The organism is Hydrotalea sandarakina, from assembly GCF_003254115.1.
Taxonomy (GTDB): domain Bacteria; phylum Bacteroidota; class Bacteroidia; order Chitinophagales; family Chitinophagaceae; genus Hydrotalea; species Hydrotalea sandarakina.
This window is the reverse complement of sequence record NZ_QKZV01000006.1, coordinates 1-18,468: the sequence shown is the minus strand read 5'-3', so window position 1 is coordinate 18,468 and position 18,468 is coordinate 1. Positions and strand designations below refer to the sequence as shown.

Annotated in this window: 19 protein-coding genes and 2 tRNA genes; 9 read left to right on the top strand and 12 right to left on the bottom strand. The window is 36.0% G+C overall.

Annotation, left to right across the window (positions count from 1 at the left end; all coding sequences use genetic code 11):
• The first annotated feature begins 94 nt into the window (after positions 1–94).
• The 3 genes from LX80_RS09735 to LX80_RS09725 are packed head-to-tail and all read left to right on the top strand — an operon-like array spanning position 95 to position 4,636.
• Entirely contained in the window at positions 95–1,588 is a 1,494-nt protein-coding gene (locus LX80_RS09735; RefSeq protein WP_111295748.1) for a xylulokinase, read from the top strand.
• Positions 1,589–1,607: 19 nt separating this feature from the next.
• Complete coding sequence (xylA, locus tag LX80_RS09730; RefSeq protein ID WP_111295746.1) at positions 1,608–2,936, top strand: xylose isomerase; 1,329 nt, start codon at positions 1,608–1,610, stop codon at positions 2,934–2,936.
• A gap of 26 nt (positions 2,937–2,962) precedes the next feature.
• Positions 2,963–4,636 (top strand): sodium/sugar symporter, encoded by a 1,674-nt coding sequence (locus LX80_RS09725; RefSeq protein ID WP_111295744.1) that lies wholly within the window; start codon positions 2,963–2,965, stop codon positions 4,634–4,636.
• 46 nt (positions 4,637–4,682) lie between these two features.
• On the opposite strand, the gene cmk is transcribed toward LX80_RS09725, so the two are convergent.
• The 3 genes from cmk to LX80_RS09710 form a co-directional block, all read right to left on the bottom strand.
• On the bottom strand, positions 4,683–5,369 hold the full coding sequence (gene cmk / locus LX80_RS09720) for a (d)CMP kinase (RefSeq protein ID WP_111295742.1): 687 nt from the start codon (positions 5,367–5,369) through the stop codon (positions 4,683–4,685).
• 22 nt (positions 5,370–5,391) lie between these two features.
• A complete protein-coding gene (dapA, locus tag LX80_RS09715) occupies positions 5,392–6,285 on the bottom strand; it encodes a 4-hydroxy-tetrahydrodipicolinate synthase (protein WP_111295740.1) in 894 nt (297 codons plus the stop codon).
• Between the two features lie 78 nt (positions 6,286–6,363).
• Entirely contained in the window at positions 6,364–7,359 is a 996-nt protein-coding gene (locus LX80_RS09710; RefSeq protein WP_111295738.1) for an acetyl-CoA carboxylase carboxyltransferase subunit alpha, read from the bottom strand.
• A gap of 188 nt (positions 7,360–7,547) precedes the next feature.
• Between LX80_RS09710 and LX80_RS09705 the strand changes: the two genes are divergently transcribed.
• Together LX80_RS09705 and LX80_RS09700 are read left to right on the top strand one after the other, a co-directional pair.
• Positions 7,548–7,621: transfer RNA gene (locus LX80_RS09705), tRNA-Asp, on the top strand.
• A gap of 177 nt (positions 7,622–7,798) precedes the next feature.
• Positions 7,799–8,062 (top strand): GIY-YIG nuclease family protein, encoded by a 264-nt coding sequence (locus LX80_RS09700; protein ID WP_111295736.1) that lies wholly within the window; start codon positions 7,799–7,801, stop codon positions 8,060–8,062.
• Positions 8,063–8,194: 132 nt separating this feature from the next.
• Here LX80_RS09700 and LX80_RS09695 read toward each other — a convergent pair whose 3' ends face one another.
• From LX80_RS09695 to LX80_RS09655, 9 genes are all read right to left on the bottom strand, one after another.
• The gene (locus LX80_RS09695) at positions 8,195–9,184 is read right to left on the bottom strand and encodes a hypothetical protein (protein WP_111295734.1); all 990 of its coding nucleotides are present in this window, start codon (positions 9,182–9,184) and stop codon (positions 8,195–8,197) included.
• Between the two features lie 72 nt (positions 9,185–9,256).
• Positions 9,257–9,814: a D-glycero-alpha-D-manno-heptose-1,7-bisphosphate 7-phosphatase gene (locus LX80_RS09690; protein ID WP_111295732.1), complete on the bottom strand. Its 558-nt coding sequence runs from the start codon at positions 9,812–9,814 to the stop codon at positions 9,257–9,259.
• 17 nt (positions 9,815–9,831) lie between these two features.
• On the bottom strand, positions 9,832–10,521 hold the full coding sequence (locus tag LX80_RS09685; RefSeq protein WP_111295730.1) for a nucleotidyltransferase family protein: 690 nt from the start codon (positions 10,519–10,521) through the stop codon (positions 9,832–9,834).
• A 40-nt stretch (positions 10,522–10,561) separates the two neighbouring features.
• The gene (gene gmhA / locus LX80_RS09680) at positions 10,562–11,137 is read right to left on the bottom strand and encodes a D-sedoheptulose 7-phosphate isomerase (protein WP_111295728.1); all 576 of its coding nucleotides are present in this window, start codon (positions 11,135–11,137) and stop codon (positions 10,562–10,564) included.
• A gap of 12 nt (positions 11,138–11,149) precedes the next feature.
• On the bottom strand, positions 11,150–12,175 hold the full coding sequence (locus LX80_RS09675) for a GHMP family kinase ATP-binding protein (protein WP_111295726.1): 1,026 nt from the start codon (positions 12,173–12,175) through the stop codon (positions 11,150–11,152).
• A gap of 22 nt (positions 12,176–12,197) precedes the next feature.
• Positions 12,198–13,331: a glycosyltransferase gene (locus LX80_RS09670; RefSeq protein WP_245898034.1), complete on the bottom strand. Its 1,134-nt coding sequence runs from the start codon at positions 13,329–13,331 to the stop codon at positions 12,198–12,200.
• Positions 13,331–14,272 carry a glycosyltransferase gene (locus tag LX80_RS09665; RefSeq protein ID WP_111295724.1) on the bottom strand — a complete coding sequence of 314 codons (942 nt, stop codon included), beginning with the start codon at positions 14,270–14,272 and terminating at the stop codon, positions 13,331–13,333. The genes LX80_RS09670 and LX80_RS09665 overlap by 1 nt, the downstream gene beginning before the upstream one ends.
• 6 nt (positions 14,273–14,278) lie before the next feature.
• On the bottom strand, positions 14,279–14,803 hold the full coding sequence (locus LX80_RS09660) for a DUF4199 domain-containing protein (protein ID WP_111295722.1): 525 nt from the start codon (positions 14,801–14,803) through the stop codon (positions 14,279–14,281).
• Positions 14,778–16,061, bottom strand: coding sequence for a dihydroorotase (locus LX80_RS09655; protein ID WP_111295720.1), 1,284 nt, complete (start codon positions 16,059–16,061; stop codon positions 14,778–14,780). The genes LX80_RS09660 and LX80_RS09655 overlap by 26 nt, the downstream gene beginning before the upstream one ends.
• A gap of 91 nt (positions 16,062–16,152) precedes the next feature.
• Here LX80_RS09655 and LX80_RS09650 point away from each other — a divergent pair.
• From LX80_RS09650 to LX80_RS09635, 4 genes are all read left to right on the top strand, one after another.
• A tRNA-Pro gene (locus LX80_RS09650) sits at positions 16,153–16,226 on the top strand.
• Between the two features lie 141 nt (positions 16,227–16,367).
• Positions 16,368–16,718 (top strand): hypothetical protein, encoded by a 351-nt coding sequence (locus LX80_RS09645; protein WP_111295718.1) that lies wholly within the window; start codon positions 16,368–16,370, stop codon positions 16,716–16,718.
• Between the two features lie 15 nt (positions 16,719–16,733).
• The gene (locus tag LX80_RS09640; RefSeq protein WP_146250464.1) at positions 16,734–17,531 is read left to right on the top strand and encodes a hypothetical protein; all 798 of its coding nucleotides are present in this window, start codon (positions 16,734–16,736) and stop codon (positions 17,529–17,531) included.
• Positions 17,528–18,040: a hypothetical protein gene (locus LX80_RS09635; protein ID WP_111295715.1), complete on the top strand. Its 513-nt coding sequence runs from the start codon at positions 17,528–17,530 to the stop codon at positions 18,038–18,040. The genes LX80_RS09640 and LX80_RS09635 overlap by 4 nt, the downstream gene beginning before the upstream one ends.
• The last annotated feature ends 428 nt before the right edge of the window (positions 18,041–18,468 follow it).

The following is an 18,468-nucleotide window of genomic DNA, read 5'->3' as shown; positions in this document are numbered from 1 at the left end:
TTTAAAAATAGCAGTTGTTTGCATTCTGTACTAACAACTATTTTTGATGCATTCTGATTGCATTTATTATAGGCCATTTGAAAATAGTTAAAGTATGTATGTTTTAGGGATTGACCTGGGTACTTCATCAGTCAAAGTATCAGTAGTGGAACTTTCTACTGCAAAAACAATTGTAACGGTTCAGTATCCTGAATCGGAACGAGCTATTATAAGTTTAGAACCCGGATGGGCCGAACAAAATCCTGAACAATGGTGGAGCGATGTGCAACAAGCTATATTAAAAGCAAATGCTACTCATCTATATAATCCCAAACACATTCAAGCTATTGGTATTGCGTACCAAATGCATGGATTGGTTTTAATCGACAATCAATGCCAACCATTGCGTAATAGTATTATTTGGTGCGATAGCAGGGCAGTACCTTATGGTGATGCTGCACTGAATGCGTTGGGTAATGAATTTTGCTTAACACATTTATTAAATTCTCCCGGCAATTTTACTGCTGCCAAATTAGCCTGGGTAAAGGATAATGAGCCCCATATTTTCAATCAAATTCATCGGGTATTGTTACCAGGTGATTACCTTGCATTAAAATTTACAGGCCACGCAACAACTACAGAATCTGCATTATCCGAAGGTATATTTTGGGATTTTAAAGAAAAGCAAATCAGTAATGCGTTATTGCAATATTATAATTTTAATAAACAATTCTTTCCAGACATCCATCCTGTTTTTTCTAAACATGGCGAGTTGTTATCCAATATTGCAGAAAATTTAGGTTTAAAACCGGGCATTCCGGTAACTTATAAAGCTGGTGATCAGCCTAATAATGCGCTTTCATTAAATGTTTCTGAACCCGGTGAATTTGCTGCTACCGCCGGTACATCTGGTGTTATATACGGCGTTAGTGAACAGTTGATTTATGACCATCAATCACGCATTAACAGTTTCGCACATGTAAATTATCAACGTCAATTACAACGTATAGGTGTGTTGTTGTGCATTAATGGAACGGGTATCTTGAACAGCTGGCTTAAAAAAATTACAGGCTCAATACACAGTTATGAAAATATGAATGCATTGGCAGAACAAGTACCTGCCGGCTCAGAAGGCCTGCTTATGCTGCCATTTGGCAATGGTGCGGAAAGAATTCTAATGAATAAAACACTGTTTGCACATGTTGCCAATATTGATTTAAATAAACATGGCGAAGCTCATTTTTACCGCGCTGCTCAAGAAGGCATTGCTTTTGCGTTTAAGTATGGTTTGAATATTATGCGCTCCATTCAACTTTCACCTTCAGTAATTCGAGCAGGGAAAGCGAATATGTTTTTAAGCCAATTGTTTGCAGATGTTTTTGTTCAGAATACGGGGGTGCCTTTGCATTTATATAATAATGATGGTAGTGCCGGTGCAGCATTAGGCGCAGCAATTGGTTTAGGAGTATTTACTTCCATAAAAGATGCCATGAAGTATCAGCAACCCATTCAGATAATTGAGCCTGATAAATATAAAATGGAACATTATGCCGCACTATATGAAAAGTGGGAGGCATTACTTAACGAAAAAATGAATAATCATCTTTAATAATTTAAAAAGAAACGCTATGAACATTGTAACCGGAAACAAACAGTTTTTTAAAGAAGTAAGTGCAATTAAATATGAAGGCCCTGAAACAGACAACCCGCTTGCATTTAGATGGTATAATGCAGAACAGGTTGTTGCAGGTAAACCAATGAAAGATTGGTTGCGATTTGCATGTGCTTATTGGCATTCATTTGTTGGTAATGGTGCTGACCCATTTGGTGAGCCAACACATTTGTATGCATGGAATACGCATACAGATCCTATTGCAAGAGCTAAAGAAAAAATGGATGCTGCATTTGAGTTTATCACTAAAATGAATATTCCTTTCTATTGTTTTCATGATGTTGATGTAGTTGATTTTACCAATGATATTGCTGAAAATGAAAAGCGTTTATTCACCATTGTGGAATATGCACAACAAAAACAAAAAGATAGCGGCGTGAAATTATTATGGGGTACTGCCAATTTATTCAGTCATAGAAAATTTATGAACGGCGCTGCCACTAACCCCGACTTTTTGGTATTAACCCATGCTGCCGCACAAGTGAAAGCTGCTATTGATGCAACCATAGCTTTAAATGGTGCTAATTATGTTTTTTGGGGTGGAAGAGAAGGTTACATGAGTTTATTAAATACCAACATGAAACGTGAAAAAGAGCATTTAGCCCGCTTTTTACATACAGCTAAAGATTATGCCAGAAGAAATGGTTTTAAAGGTAATTTCTTTGTTGAACCTAAACCATGCGAACCTACCAAACACCAATATGATTATGATAGTGAAACTGTTATTGGTTTTTTAAGACAGTATGATTTGTTGAATGATTTTAAATTGAATATTGAAGTAAATCATGCTACATTGGCGGGTCATACTTTTCAACATGAATTACAAGTTGCTGCTGATGCAGGTGTTTTAGGCAGTATGGATGCGAATAGAGGCGATTATCAAAATGGTTGGGATACTGATCAATTCCCCAATAATATTAATGAAATTACGGAAGCAATGTTGGTGATTATGGAAGCCGGTGGGTTCCAAGGCGGAGGAATAAATTTTGACGCTAAGCGTAGAAGAAACTCAACCGACAACCTTGATTTGTTTTATGCTCATATTGGTGGTATGGACACTTTTGCCAGAGCTTTGGTAGTAGCTGATAAAATTTTAAATCAGTCTGAATATAAAAAGCTTCGTACACAAAGGTATTCCAGTTATGATAGTGGCGAAGGTAAGCTGTTTGAAGAAGGTAAACTTACGTTAGAGGATTTGCGTAACTATGCAGCAAACCATGGTGAACCCAATGTAGTAAGTGGTAAACAGGAATATTTTGAAAATATTATTAACCGTTACATTTAATATTTATTGATCATTAAAATTCAAATATGCAAGGCCTTCATTTATACGATTACCTCGTTTTTTTCTGTTATTTCATTATTGTTTCGCTATATGGTTATTGGGTTTACAGGCGGAAAAAGAAAGCAACCATTTCTGCTTCGCACGATTATTTTTTGGCTGAAGGCTCATTAACCTGGTGGGCTATTGGGGCATCTTTAATTGCATCTAATATTTCTGCTGAGCAATTTATTGGAATGAGTGGTAATGGTTTTAAAATGGGCCTTGCCATTTCTACCTATGAGTGGATGGCAGCCTTAACCCTATTGATTGTTGCCATATTTTTTATTCCTGTGTATCTGCGCAATAAGATTTATACCATGCCGCAGTTCTTAAATCAACGCTACAACGGAACGGTGGCAATGATTATGGCTGTGTTTTGGTTATTATTGTACGTTGTGGTAAATCTAACTTCCATTTTGTATTTAGGTGCATTAGCCATTAACAGCATATCAGGTATCAATACTACTTTATGTATGTATCTGTTAGCTGTATTTGCCATATTTATTACTTTGGGGGGTATGAAGGTAATTGGCTTTACCGATGTAATTCAAGTGTTTTTCTTAATACTTGGTGGATTAGTAACTACCTACTTAGCATTGAATTTAGTAGCCAATAAGTTTGGAACCAATGGCATATTAAACGGCTTTCATTTAATGATGACCAATGCTAATGATCATTTCCACATGATATTAAAACGCGATAATCCTAATTACATTGATTTACCTGGATTGACTGTTTTAATTGGCGGTATGTGGATTGTAAACTTAAATTATTGGGGTTGTAACCAATACATTACACAACGTGCATTGGGGGCTGATTTAAAAACTGCTCGTGGTGGATTATTATTTGCTTCTTTTTTAAAATTATTAATGCCGGTAATTGTTGTGTTGCCCGGTATTGCCGCTTTTGTGCTTTATCAAAAAGGCGACTTTCAACAAGCTATGTTACAAAATGGTGAAGTTAATACGGACAAAGCATATCCTGTATTAATGAATTTGCTGCCTGCCGGTTTAAAAGGGCTAGCATTTGCAGCACTTACTGCTGCCGTGGTAGCATCATTAGCCGGAAAAGCCAATAGTATATCTACCATTTTTACGTTAGATATTTATAAAAAGAAAATTAATCCGGAAGCCAATGAACATAAAACCGTATTTGTTGGAAAAATAGTAGTCATTGTTGCAATGATATTGGCTATTATCATTGCACCATTGATGGGCATTGATAAGAAAGGCGGATTTCAGTACATACAAGAGTATACGGGATTTGTGTCACCGGGTATTTTTGCCATGTTTATTCTGGGATTCTTTTGGAAAAAAACCACATCGAATGCGGCATTGTTTGCTACTATTGGTGGTTTTTTACTATCCATTATTTTTAAATTTTTACCCTTTGTGATGAATTTATCCTTTTTGGCACCCTTTGGTTTTTCTATTCCCAACGAATCGGGTGTTTATGAAATTCCATTTTTAGATAGAATGGGATTTGTATTTATAATTTGTATTGTTGGTATGTTTATCATTAGTGTCATTGAGAATAGAAGAGGGGTAATTCCGAAAGGCTTAGAAGTTGAAAAATCAATGTTTAAATTAAATCCTGCATTTTTGGTGGGTACATTAATTGTGTGTGGTATTTTAGCTGCACTATATACCGTGTTTTGGTAATTTTTATAGAAATAAAAATCACACTAAATGCCTTCAAAATTAAATACTAATTGAAGGCATTTATTTTTTCCATTGCCCATTGATAAGCAATATTTAATTGTTCTTCTTTGTTTAAGTTGGTGTTGTCTAACAACTTTGCATCATCTGCTTTACGTAGTGGGCTTTCTGTACGATTGGTATCAATGTAATCGCGCATTTCCAAATTGGCTTTTACGTCTTCTATTGTAATATTTGGGTTAGATGCATATAACTCTTTAAATCTTCTTTCTACTCTAACGGTAGTGTCGGCAGTAACAAAAATTTTGAGTTCTGCATTTGGAAATACTGTAGTGCCAATATCTCTCCCATCCATTACAATGCCTTTATTAAGGCCTATTTGCTGTTGTTGTGCAACTGCAAACTTTCTAACTTCAGCAATGGCGGCTACTTCACTCACTTTTGCATTAATGGCCATGCTTCTTATTTCTTTATCTACATTTATTCCATTAAGCAGAATATGATTGTCAGCCGTTTCTTTGTTGAACTGAAATGATAATTGAATATTCTTTAGTGCTTTTTCAACTTCTGTTAATTGATTGGTATTTACCTTGTGTTCAATAAAATAATAGGTAATTGCACGATACATTGCCCCGCTGTCAAGAAACAAATAATGTAACTTTTTGGCAAGGGCTTTTGCTAACGTACTTTTACCGCATGATGAGTAGCCATCAATTGCTATGATTATTTTTTTCATTGCGTTTTATGAACAAGTGCAACTATTGCTGATACAACTTTAACCAGTTTTTTATTTTTTGTTCTAATTCTGAACTAACCGGAACAACAGGTAAACGTAATTCGTTTTCAATTAGGGTTAATTGATGCATAAAAGATTTTACACCTGCAGGATTATTTTCTGCAAACATTAAATCGAAAGCTTGTAGCAATTGGTATTGAATGGGGCGGGCTAATTGATAGTTGCCGTCCAAACAATAACGTATCATGTTAGAAAACTCCTTTGGAAATGCATTGGCTGCTACACTAATTACACCATCCATACCTAATGCAATGAGCGGTAAACTAATTGCATCATCACCGCTTACTACTAAAAAGTTGTTCGGTTTATCGCGTAATATTTCCATGCATTGTTGAAAATCGCCGCTGGCTTCTTTAATGCCTGCAATATTGGGCACTTCGTGTGCTAATTTTAGCGTAGTTGCTGATGATAGATTTCTGCCGGTACGACCGGGTACGTTGTATAAAAGCACAGGCTTCGGTGCAGCCTCCGCAATGGCCTTATAATGCTCATACAAGCCTTGTTGCGAGGGTTTGTTGTAGTAAGGGGCTGTGCTTAGTATTGCGGTAGCTTTATCAAGCGGATATGATTTTACATCATCAATTACTGCTTGTGTATTATTGCCGCCAATACCCACAACAACCGGTACGCGGTTATTTACTTTTTCGTATGTAAAATGAATGATTTCTAATTTTTCATTTTTTGTTAAAGTAGGTGTTTCGCCCGTTGTACCCAAAGTAACAATATATTCAACACCGCCTTTAATTAGGTGTTCAATTACACGTTCTAAAGCAGCATAGTCAACTGCTTTTGTTTTTGTGAAAGGTGTTATAATGGCAACACCTGTTCCTTTTAAAATGCCGGTTAAATTGTTCATTGTTTTTGCCTAAAATGTTTATTAAAATCTGTTGCTATATGTTGCCCAAGTACAAGTGTGCGACGCAAGGGACGATGATTATTGTACTTGCGTTGACTCAACAGGCAATTCATCCCAAAATCCCATTTTGTTGAATTTTTCGATGCGTTGCTGAACACGAACTTCAGGGTCCATATTTTTTATTTGTTCCAATGCATTGGAAATGGAAGTTTTGAGTAATGCCGCAGCTTCATTATAATCCCAATGTGCACCGCCAATTGGCTCGGGTACAATTTCATCAACTAAGCCAAAGCCTTTCATATCGGTTGCTGTAAGGCGTAATTGCTCGGCAGCTACTTCTTTTTTATCCCAACTGCGCCATAAAATTGAGCTGCAACTTTCGGGCGAGATTACAGTGTACCAAGTATTTTCCATCATTAAAATTCTATCGCCAACACCTATGCCTAATGCGCCACCGCTGGCACCTTCGCCAATAATAACACAAATTACCGGAACTTGCAAGCGTGTCATTTCATAAATATTTCTGGCAATGGCTTCGCCTTGTCCGCGTTCTTCGGCTTCTAAGCCGGGATATGCGCCGGGTGTATCAATGAATGTGATGATGGGTTTATTAAATTTTTCTGCCAGTTTCATTAAGCGTAAAGCTTTTCTGTAACCTTCGGGATTAGCCATGCCGAAGTTGCGTTCTTGACGCATTTTAGTGTTAATACCTTTTTGATGACCAATTACCATAACGGTTTCACCGTTAAGTTGTGCAAATCCACCAACCATGGCTTTGTCATCGCGAAAATTTCTATCGCCATGTAACTCAACATAGTTGGTTAACATTTTTTCAATGTATTTATTGGTGTAGGGTCTGTCGGGATGACGACTTAACTGCACTCTTTGCCAAGGCGTAAGAGAGGCGGTAATTTCTCTACGTTTTTCAATAATAGCATTCTCAAGTTTTTGAATGCTATCACTCATATCTATTTTACTTTTTTCTGCAGTTTGTTTTAATTTTTCAATTTCTTCGTACAATGTTTTAATAGGTTGTTCGAAGTCGAGGAATTGTCTGTTTGGGTATTGTGGCATAATTTAAAAGTATGATTGAGGTGGTAAAATTAGGGTTTGTAATTTTTTTTAGAAAAGATTTGTTTTGAAAATATCATTCCCCTTATCTTTGCCGTCCCGAAAACGAGATAAGTAACGGAAAAATGAGTTGAATGCGTAGAAAAAACATCTCGTTAATAAGTGAAGGTTAATTTTGACTTAAAGATATTGGATCGGTAGTTCAGTTGGTTAGAATGCCGCCCTGTCACGGCGGAGGTCGCGGGTTCGAGTCCCGTCCGGTCCGCAAGAAGCCATGCAAAAAGTGCATGGCTTTTTTTTGCCTAAATGTTATGCTGTTGAATGCCGCGTTGTCATCTCGCCAGAGGCGAGACGGGTTCGAATCCCGTCCGGTCTAGTAGCAAGTATGTGATTTATTTCCTCAAATTGCACTAAATTAAAATGTGAAATACTTATGTGATTTATGTATGATGTGTACATCATAGAAAGTCTGCAAGTTGGTGATTGGTATAAAGGTTTTACTGAAGACTATGAAAAGCGTTTCATTCAACACAATAATGGAGAAAGTACATTTACAAGTACCAAGAGACCCTGTAAATTAATTTTTGTGCAAGTTTTTACAAGCAAGCAATTAGCCTTGCAACAAGAAAAGAAATTAAAACACTGTAACAGAAAATATTTACAGTGGTTAATTCATCAACGCATCAACTTGTTATTGGATGTTTAGATTTAAGCTCAAATAACATCTGTTTGCAAAGAACATTTTGCCGAAATGAAATATGCGTAAATGAAAATTTTTGTAGTGTAAAAAAAGAAAATCAGCAAGACGAGAGCACCTCATCATCTTGCTAACCCATTGCTACTTTTGGTTGTTGGTTGAATCTTTTTTCTGCTGGGCTTTTTCCATATTCTTTTTTGAAATTTCTTCCAGTACTTTTTCTTTTCTGTTTCCTTTGTCATCCAAAATAGGTGCAGGTAAATCGGTTTGGTTTTTGTCGAAAATTATATTTTGAAATGGATTGTTTACATATACCCAATACCCATTTACCCATCTAAAACCTTCATAGTCGCCATAGGGGATAAGATTGTAAGGATTTTTTTCGGAAGGTGATTCACTGACAACCCTGCTAAAAATAATGGCTTGGTATTTTGGATCATAATTCATGCGCACACCTGCATCTTTTTTATATTCAATACAAAAGCGATAAGCGGGTTGTGGTGGTTTTATACCATCGGCAGGATATTTGAAATAATTGCCACCAAATTCAGGATAGCCCTCAGCATTGAATGTCAAAACCTCTATCCATTTTTTTTCGCTACGGGCATTGTTTTCATCTAAACCCAACAAGGTGTAATATTTTTTATTCTTATAAGTTGTCAAAATAATTTTATAGTAAATAGCCCCAATCCAATTATTGGGTGTACGAATAGAATCAGTAGGTGCTTTGGTAAATTCCGATGCATCAAAAAGTGGATAAAGCTTTAAGCTGCCATCTGAGGTTCGCATTTGTATGGCACCTCTTTGTCTGTAATAAGTAAAATCTTTCATTACCTGCCAAGAGAAAATTCTAAAGCTACTGTCAGGCGCATATAATTTTGAAATATTTTGAACGGAATCGAAAGGATAATAAAATGAGTAAGGTGTTTTCAAAGCCTTTACAAAATTGCGAATGAAGGCACTATCTGCTTGAAAGCGTTCAATCCAGTCATTGGCAAATACAATTTCATGTGCATCTTTTTGAAGAATGGGCTCAATTTTTTGAATTGCTTGAACACTGCTGGCAGGAATAGGCTGTGTAAAAGCGTAGAACGAGTAAAAACATAAAAGTGTACTGAAAAGTAATCGCATATTGAAAATATTGCACTAATATACGAAACAGCAAAAGGATAGTACCGATTGCTTAATGGAATGATGAGAAATTTAGGCTTTTGTTAATGCCTTGGCGGCATCAATTAAATCGTTGAAACGTGCATCAATTAAAGGGTGGGGGAATGGTGTTTCGGGGTTAGTAGTGGCTACAAAAATGGAATACATGCACGCATTTTTAGCAAAAGCCATATCGCTTAATTTATTACCAATCATAATGCTTTTAGAAAAGTTAATATCCGGAAAATCATTTTTTGCTTGAAAGGCCATGCCGGGCTGCGGTTTTCGGTTGGGTGAATCATCGGCTAAATCGGGGCAAAAATAAATTTTGTTAATACGCCCGCCATTTTCTTCAATAATGTTAAGCATGTTGTTGTGAATGGTATTTAATCCTGCAACCGTTAACAATCCTTTGCCAATGCATTTTTGATTGGTTACAATTACAATTTTTCCAAATGCGGCATTCAGCATGTGTAATGCTTCCAATACACCCGGTAAAAATTGAAATTCATCCCAATTCAAAATGTATTCTTCCTTTTTTTCAACATTAATTACGCCGTCTCTGTCTAAAAATAAAGTCCAGTTTTTGTCAATTACAGGTAAATTACTCATGTGCAATTTTTTATTATTTACTTCAATTCTATTTGTGCTTTAGCATAATCTTCCGGAATACCAATATCTATAAAGTAGGCATCTTGCACAAAGCCAAACAATTCATGATTATTGGTTTGCTTTTCAAGAAACTCTTTTTCAAATGAAAATTTTTCAGGGAAACTCAATTGCAAGAATTTGGGTAAATGCAACATATACACCCCGCCGTTGATGTATCCTTGAGGTGTAAAGTTTTTTTCATGAAAAGCAATTATTTCATTTTGCTGATTAATGGTTACTGCGCCATATCTGCTAAAGTTTTGCATGGGTTTTAAGCAAATACTGCAAGTTGCATGGGTTTGTAAATGAAATTCATGAAATGCGCGGTAATTGATTTTGTATAAGGTATCACCGTTGGTAATTAGCACATTATCAGTGCTTGCTTTGGTACAAGCGAATTGAATGGCACCGCCGGTACCTAAAGGCTCATTTTCTATAACAATTTCAAAACTATTTTTCGCTAAATTTTCATGAATAAATTGTGTAATGTATTCATGCTTATAACCTAATGAAAATATGAATTTTTCTATTCCCTGGTTTTGCAAATGGTGAATTACAAATGAAAGGAATGGCTTACCATTAATTGGCGCCATGCATTTGGGTAAATGGGGTACAGTTTGTTGTAGCCTTGTACCTAAACCGCCTGCAAGAATAATGGCTTCGGTCATTACAAATGTTGGTATTTAATGTTTGAAGAACGATAATTTTTTATCCGAATACATTTTCCTCAACCAATTCGCAAATAATATGTCCCAACATAATATGGCTTTCTTGAATACGCGGTGTATCGGTTGAAGGTACATTTAAAAGAATATCGCTGCAATCTTTCATTTTACCACCGGTACTACCCGTAAATCCAATTGTAATCATTCCGTTTTGGTGTGCTGCTTCAAAAGCCTTTAAAATGTTGGGTGAATTTCCCGAAGTACTTAATCCCACCAACACATCGCCTTTTATTCCTGTTCCCTCAATAATACGGGCATAAATAACATCATAGCTATAATCATTTGCAACAGCAGTTAAATAAGATGTGTTACAATGTAACGCTTCTGACGGTAATGCCTTTCTGTTTTTATAAAATCGCCCTGAAAATTCTGCTGCCAAATGTTGTGCATCTGCTGCGCTTCCGCCATTTCCGCAAAACAGCACTTTGTTTCCTTTTTTAAATGCATCAGTAATTACTTCAACTGCATTTTGTAATTGTTGTAATAATTGTTCGTTTTGTAAAATTTGTTGTTTAACCTGAATAGAGGCATTAATAATTGCAGAAAATCTGTTTTGCATAATACGTTTATTTTATTGAACTGACCAGGTAGTTAGTCCGTGATGAGTAAATTGGTACGATTTTACAACGCCCCCAAAATTATTTAATACATCAATAACTTTATAACGGGTATTGTTTGGACAGTAAAATGTCATAAATCCACCACCGCCGGCACCACTGATTTTTCCGCCGGTTGCGCCGGCTAATTTAGCCGATTCGTAAATGTCATCAATAAATGAATTGGAAATATTGTGCGCCATTTTTCTTTTTTCCTGAAAACCAAAATCAAGAATTTCGCCTATTTCATGCAAGCGCCCTTTTAGTAAGGCTTCTTTCATCATTTTAGATTGTTCTTTTAATTGGTGCATTGCTTCAATGCTTTTTTCATTTTTGGCGTGAACATTTTTTTGCTGTTCTTTAATAATATCGGCCGATTCGCGGCTGGTTTGTGTATAATACAATACCAGGTTGTGTTCCAGCTCATTTAAATATTCTTGTTTAATACGCAATGGGTTTACAATTACTTTATCTTCTGCATAAAATTCCATGAAGTTTACGCCCCCAAAAGTTGCAGCATATTGATCTTGTTTACCACCAGCTAATTTTAAATCGTTTCTTTCAATATCATAAGCATAATGGGCTATATCATAATCGCCCAGGGGTAATTTCAGCATTTCAGCAAATGCACCAATAATGGCAACTACTAAAGTAGAAGAAGTGCCTAATCCACTTCCAGCAGGAACATCCACAAAGGTTGATAGTTTAAAGCCGGTAAGTGGCAATCCGTAATCTTTTTGTATGCGATTGTAAACGCCTTTTGCTAAATCTAATTGTCCGTTAATGGGAAGTTCGTTTGTCCATTCAAAACGTTGTTCTTCTCTTCTATCAATGGCTTCAATAATAATACCGTTTTCCTGAATGGGTTCAATAGATGCATATGCATATAAGGAAATAGTAGCATTTAAGATGGCACCACCAAATTCGTCGCTATAAGGACTAACATCGGTTCCCCCTCCGGCAAGGCCTAAACGTAATGGCGTTTTGCTTCTGTAAATCATAAATAATAAACAAATTTAATATTTATATTTCAGCAACTTGTGTAATTGCTTTTGTTAAATTTTGCCAGCTGTATTTCTTTTTTTCTTCACGAAGATGCGTTAAAAAGAAATCTTCACCCAATTTATACAATTCGCAAATACCTGCCGCAATGGCTTTGGCATTAGGTTCTGCAATAATTCCAACTTTTAAATGGGGAACCAAATCGGGCAAACCGCCCACATTGGTCACTAACATCGGTTTCTCAAAGTGATAGGCTAAGGGTGTTACGCCACTTTGTGTGGCATTTTTATAAGGCTGTATTACAAAATCGGCAGCACTGAGGTAATATTTTACTTCACTATCGGGAATAAAATCGGTTTTTAAATAAAGTTGTGATTGTAATGATAATTCTTGAATAATATTGTCGTATTTGGCTCTGTCTTCATAAAATTCACCTGCAATTAATAATTTAATACCTGCCTGCTGAATCATTGATTCATGCATGGCTTGCAAAAGCATGTCTAAACCTTTATAAGCCCTTATGAAACCAAAAAACAAAATTATTTTCTCATTGCTTGGAAGATGTAAGTGACTTCTTGCCTCACTTTTTGGAATTACTTCACCAAAATTGTCGTAAAGGGGATGTACAATTTTAGTGGCAGGTTTTTGTGTAAATAATTTTAAATCTTGTAACACTTTATCGCTCATGGTTACAAAACCATCAACCGATTTAGTAAAATAGCGGGTAAATAGGGTATCACCCGGTCGTTTTTCGTGCGGAATAACATTGTCGGCAATGCAAACAATTTTGGTATGTTTATTGGAACGGACAATGCGTAAAATAGTTCCGAGGCAAGGTCCCATAAAGGGTAACCAATAACGCACCACCAACAAATCAGGTTGTAGTTTTTTAAGTTGAAAACCTACTTTTAACCAGTTGAATGGATTAATGGAATTAATGCAAACTTTAATATTTAAATCGCCGGGTTTGGGCTCAGTAGAGTATTGAGTGGTACCCGGAAATAAAAATGAAGGGTATTGCAATGAAAATGTGTAAATGGTAGTGCTACAACCTTCACTTTGAAATTCACGTGCAAGTCGTTCGTTAAATGAGGCCAGTCCGCCGCGTAAAGGATGTGCCGGGCCAATGATAACCACTGATGCGGGCATACTCATTACAAATGTATTTTTTCTTCTATTAGATAAACATTTCTTTCCGATGCATTGCGTGCAATTAATTCGCCAATAAATCCGGCCAAAAATAGTTGCATACCAATTATCATAGAAGTGAGGGCAATATAAAATATTGGGCGATTTGTTAATGAAAAATCAGTTTCTATTATTTTGGCAATTATTAAGTAAATGCTACTAACTAAACCAATGCAAAAAAACAGGGTACCCCATAATCCAAAAAAATGCATGGGTTTTTTTCCAAAGCGACTAACAAAACTAATGGTAGCCAAATCTAAAAAGCCATTAATAAATCGTTCCCAACCAAATTTTGAAACACCATATTTTCTGGGTTGGTGCGCCACAACTTTTTCGGTAATTTTTCTAAATCCGGCCCATTTAGCTATTACAGGAATATATCGGTGCATTTCACCATATACCTCAATGCTTTTTACCACTTTTTTTCTGTAGGCTTTTAAGCCACAATTAAAATCATGTAATGGAATACCACTGCTCCAACGGGCAGCGGCATTAAATATTTTAGAAGGAATATTTTTGGTGAGTTTGTTATCATATCTTTTTTTCTTCCAACCGCTCACCAAATCAAAACCTTCCTCCATAATCATTTGGTTTAAGGCAGGTATTTCATCGGGCGAATCTTGTAAATCTGCATCCATTGTAATAATTACATTGCCTTTGGCAGCTTTAAAACCTTCATTCAAAGCAGCACTTTTGCCATAATTCCGTTGAAATTTAATGCCTTTGATGTTGGGATTATTGGCTGCAAGCTGTTCAATAATTTCCCAGCTGTTATCCGTACTGCCATCATCAATTAAAATAATTTCATATTTAAAGTGATTGGCATTTACTACCCGTTCAATCCATTGGCAAAGTTCGGGCAATGATTCCGCTTCATTCAATAAGGGTATTACTATTGATATATCCATTGTAATTTATTCAGAAGTGGTTGGTTTAAATTTTTTGGGGGCTGAAACAGCAGCCAATAAGGCTCCTGCGCCACCGGCTAATAAATATAAAATTAAAATTCCTGCTAATTGTGTGTTAATATAAATTTGTTTGGCTTTATCAATATTAGTTGTAAAGCTTTCCATTTTTTCACCATGTTGCAATGCCTCTTGCTTCAACGCTTCAATTTGATTGGTAACATAACCGGGAAAAAAATAATGCATTGCCAAAAAATTGTACACAAAAAATATAACGGTAGCAACTGCCACCGTTTTAAAGCCATGGCTTAATGTAGCAGAAAAGGGTTCATACCCTTTGGTTTGTGTGTTAAATATCCATGTGCTTATGAACGATGCAATAATGAATATGGTTAAAATAATAAATCCATACCAAGGTAACAATATAAGGTTACTAAAATGTCCAATCAGGTTAATGGCAATAATAATTGCTGCAATAATCAATCCTTTTCGAATATGTGATGTATAACTAACTTCCATGGTAAGATGATTCATTCAAGAAAACTTTGTCTTTATTAATTATTCCGTAAACCTTACCTGTAAAGGGTTTATTTAAAAATGGGGTATTGGCAGATTTACTTTTATTGTTTTGTAATGAAAAACTGAATGTTTCAGCATTGTTATATAACGTCAGTTCTGCCGTATTTCCGGGCATAATGGCCGCATTGGGTAAATTAAAAATGTTTCGTATGTTGTTGCCTAACCAATTGGTTTTAATATGTTCAGGTGTGTCTTTAAAAATGCTATTAATAATGCTATAAGCAGTTTGCAAGCCAATCATACCCGGTTGTGCATATTCAAATTCGCAAACCTTTTTATCAACTTCAACAGGGGTATGGTGTGTGGTAATAGCATCAATCACGCCATTTAGCAATCCTTCCCGAAGGGCAAGCATATCCGATTTAGTACGTAACGGAGGGGTTAATTTTAAATTCGTATCGTAGTTTTTCAAGTCTTCATCACAATACCAAAGATGTTGTGGTGTTACGGAGCAACTTACTTTTAATCCTTTTTGTTTGGCTTCTTTAATTAGTTGTATGGAAGCTGCAGTAGTAATGCCGGTAAAATGTATGGCAGAACCGGTATATTCAACTAAATGAATATCTCTTGCTATCATTAAAGTTTCTGATACGGCCGGTTTACCGGGCAAACCCATTTGGGTTGATACTACACCTTCATTCATCAATCCATGCGGGGTGATGGTGGTATCTTCCGGAATTTGGATAATTATACCATTGAAAGCTTTAATATATTGAAGGGCTTTTACCATTAATGCAGATGATTGTAGGGGCATTAGTCCATCGGTAAATGCCAATGCGCCGGCATGATGCATCTCATACATTTCTGCCAGCTCTTTTCCTTCAATATTTTTACTAATGGCACCCAATGCATGTACAATGGTAGCATATTGGTTAGAGGTATTAGTAATGTATTCTATTTGTGCTTTATTTTGAATAATGGGTTTTGTATTGGGTAATGTAGCAACGCGAGTAAAGCCACCTGACGCTGCTGCCTTTGCACCCGATTCAATGGTTTCTCTGTATTCAAAACCCGGATCGCAAAAATGTACAAAAGGATCAACCCATCCTTGTGAAACATATGCATTTGGTAAATGAATAATTTGATCTGCATCAATGTTTAATTGAGGTTGAATAGCAGTTATTTTACCATTTTCAATTAAAATATCCTGAGTAGTACCATTGAATTCACTATTGGCATCAGATATGGTAACTTGTTTCAAAAGAATTTTCATGAATTGCAAATAAAATTTTGTGCAATATAGCCTGAAAAATTCTTTTGTTCTTATATTTGCCGCCCCTTAGGGAAATAATCCCTTATAGGTTCGGGTGGTGGCGCAGCCCGGTAGCGCACTTGCATGGGGTGCAAGGGGTCGCTGGTTCGAATCCAGTCCACCCGACAAACACATATTTTAAAAAAAGCAATCTTGCAAAGGGTTGCTTTTTTGTTGTTATAGAGAGCCAAGAATTTCTTTCAAAAAAACCAATAACAATAATTTTTTATACCATTTTTATTTCGTTAAATTAGCGGTGGCTTTAGTGTGGTAGGCAGTAGTGGAGTAGTAATAGACAACCATAACGATGCCAGCATACAGGGTATACAAATACCCAAAAATGGATATATTTATATTTACTGCAGCAATGAAAGTCCGGTAGATGTGTTCTTTGATAATGTACAGGTAGTGCATACACGAGGGCCTTTGTTGGAAGAGACTCATTATTATCCGTTTGGTTTGACGATGGCAGGCATCAGCAGTAAAGCAGCAGGCGGTACAGAAAATAAATATAAATACAATGTCAAGGAATTACAGCACCGGGAGTTTGGTGATGGCAGTGGTATAGAACTGTATGATTTTGGTGCTAGAATGCAAGATCCTCAATTAGGCAGATAGAATGGTGTTGATCCATTGGCAGAGCAAATGCGCCGCTTTTCGCCCTACAACTATGCATTGGATAACCCCGAACGGTTCATAGATAAAGATGGGATGGAAGCACAAAGTGCCAATTGGCCGGATGATATTGCAGGTTCTATTTATAACCATTCCTCAACATTTGAAGGAGGTTTAACGGTAACAACAGTGGATGGTGATATTAGTGGAGGCGGTAGCTCCCAAAAATCAGGTGGAGGAAGTAAAAAGCCTACAGTAAAAAAAGAGAATGGGGGTATTACATGGACGGGGAAAAGTGATACTGATACTGATGGTGCAGGTGATTTATGGTTAACGGATATTGATCCTAAAACAGGGGTTGTACGGGGAGCGTCTCAAACCAGCCTGAAAAATGGAGGTACAGTTTTCAAGAATGCTAAAGGCGAGGATTATGATCCAAGAACAACATCTTACGGAGTAATTTCAAAACCAATGCAAGATGAGTATGGGGTTAAAATGGGAGATGTGGGGTATGCGTACAATATTGAAAATCCAACTAACATAACTTATTCAATAATTGCTGATAGAAGTCCTGCAAGGAAATACTCACAAGAAAAATCTGTATTAGCAAATGCTCAACTCGGTCTTAAGAACCCATCAGGTAACAACGGGTTTGATACGCCAATAATCAATACCCATATATTCGTTGGTTCGGTACAATATTTTCTTGACCCTAAAAGTTCTTTTTACACCAATGGTCATCTGCCTACTCAATCTCAAATTACAGCCTTATCCAAATTTTTAATTGAACTTTATAACATAAAAATGCCAAAATGAAGAATCAAAAATTTTATTCTATACTATTTACTATAGTGATGTGGCTTTCTTTGCTTACTACAAAATTATATGCTCAAAATAGCGCGTTACCTTTAAAAAACTCTATCAACTGGAATACATTTTCTAAAATTATAAAATCAAAAATTGTTACAGAAATTTCGAAATTGTATAGACAAGAGAAAGGAGTAAGCGCTAATATTACCCTCATCGATTTTGAACAGGATTTTTCTAAAGTGACAGAAGGAATGGTATACTCTGATTTCAAGGTATTGTTCACTTTATATAATGTTGAATCAGGTCATATGATGAAAGCAGTTAATGGGAAATCATATTTAGCAAAAATAACATGTTCGGAGAAATTTAATGCCCAAGAGTTGAAAGCATATATATTATCTCATAGTGGTACTAATGATACAGATTTGTACAGTGATATTTGCCCTTGGCGTCACTTTAAAAGTTATAGAGTTTCTTTCATAGTTGATGAACCTATTAAGGAAATAGAATTTTAAAGCCAAGTAGTTTATCAAATTAGCTGGTTTAAAAACACCTTACCCCAGCGTAGTTTATCCAACATAAAAAATCCCCTTTTCAATTCCATCTACCCGAGGCAAATCTCATACAATAATTACCTCTACCTCAAAACCCTACCACTGCCAACATATTCTTTTAAAAGGTCATCTTGTAAAAGGTTGCCTTTTTTATTTGATATTGTAAGTTGCACTTTTTTGCTCTTCAATGCCTTTTCAAATCAGTAATCCCCTTCAATCAAAATAACAATATTGCGGTTAAACTCTCTAAAAAGTTCGAACTGTTGGTAGGCAAGCCGACAAACACATATATTCAAAAAAGCAATCTTGCAAAGGGTTGCTTTTTTGTTGTTATAGAGAGCCAAGAATTTCTTTCAAAAAAACCAATAACAATAATTTTTTATACCATT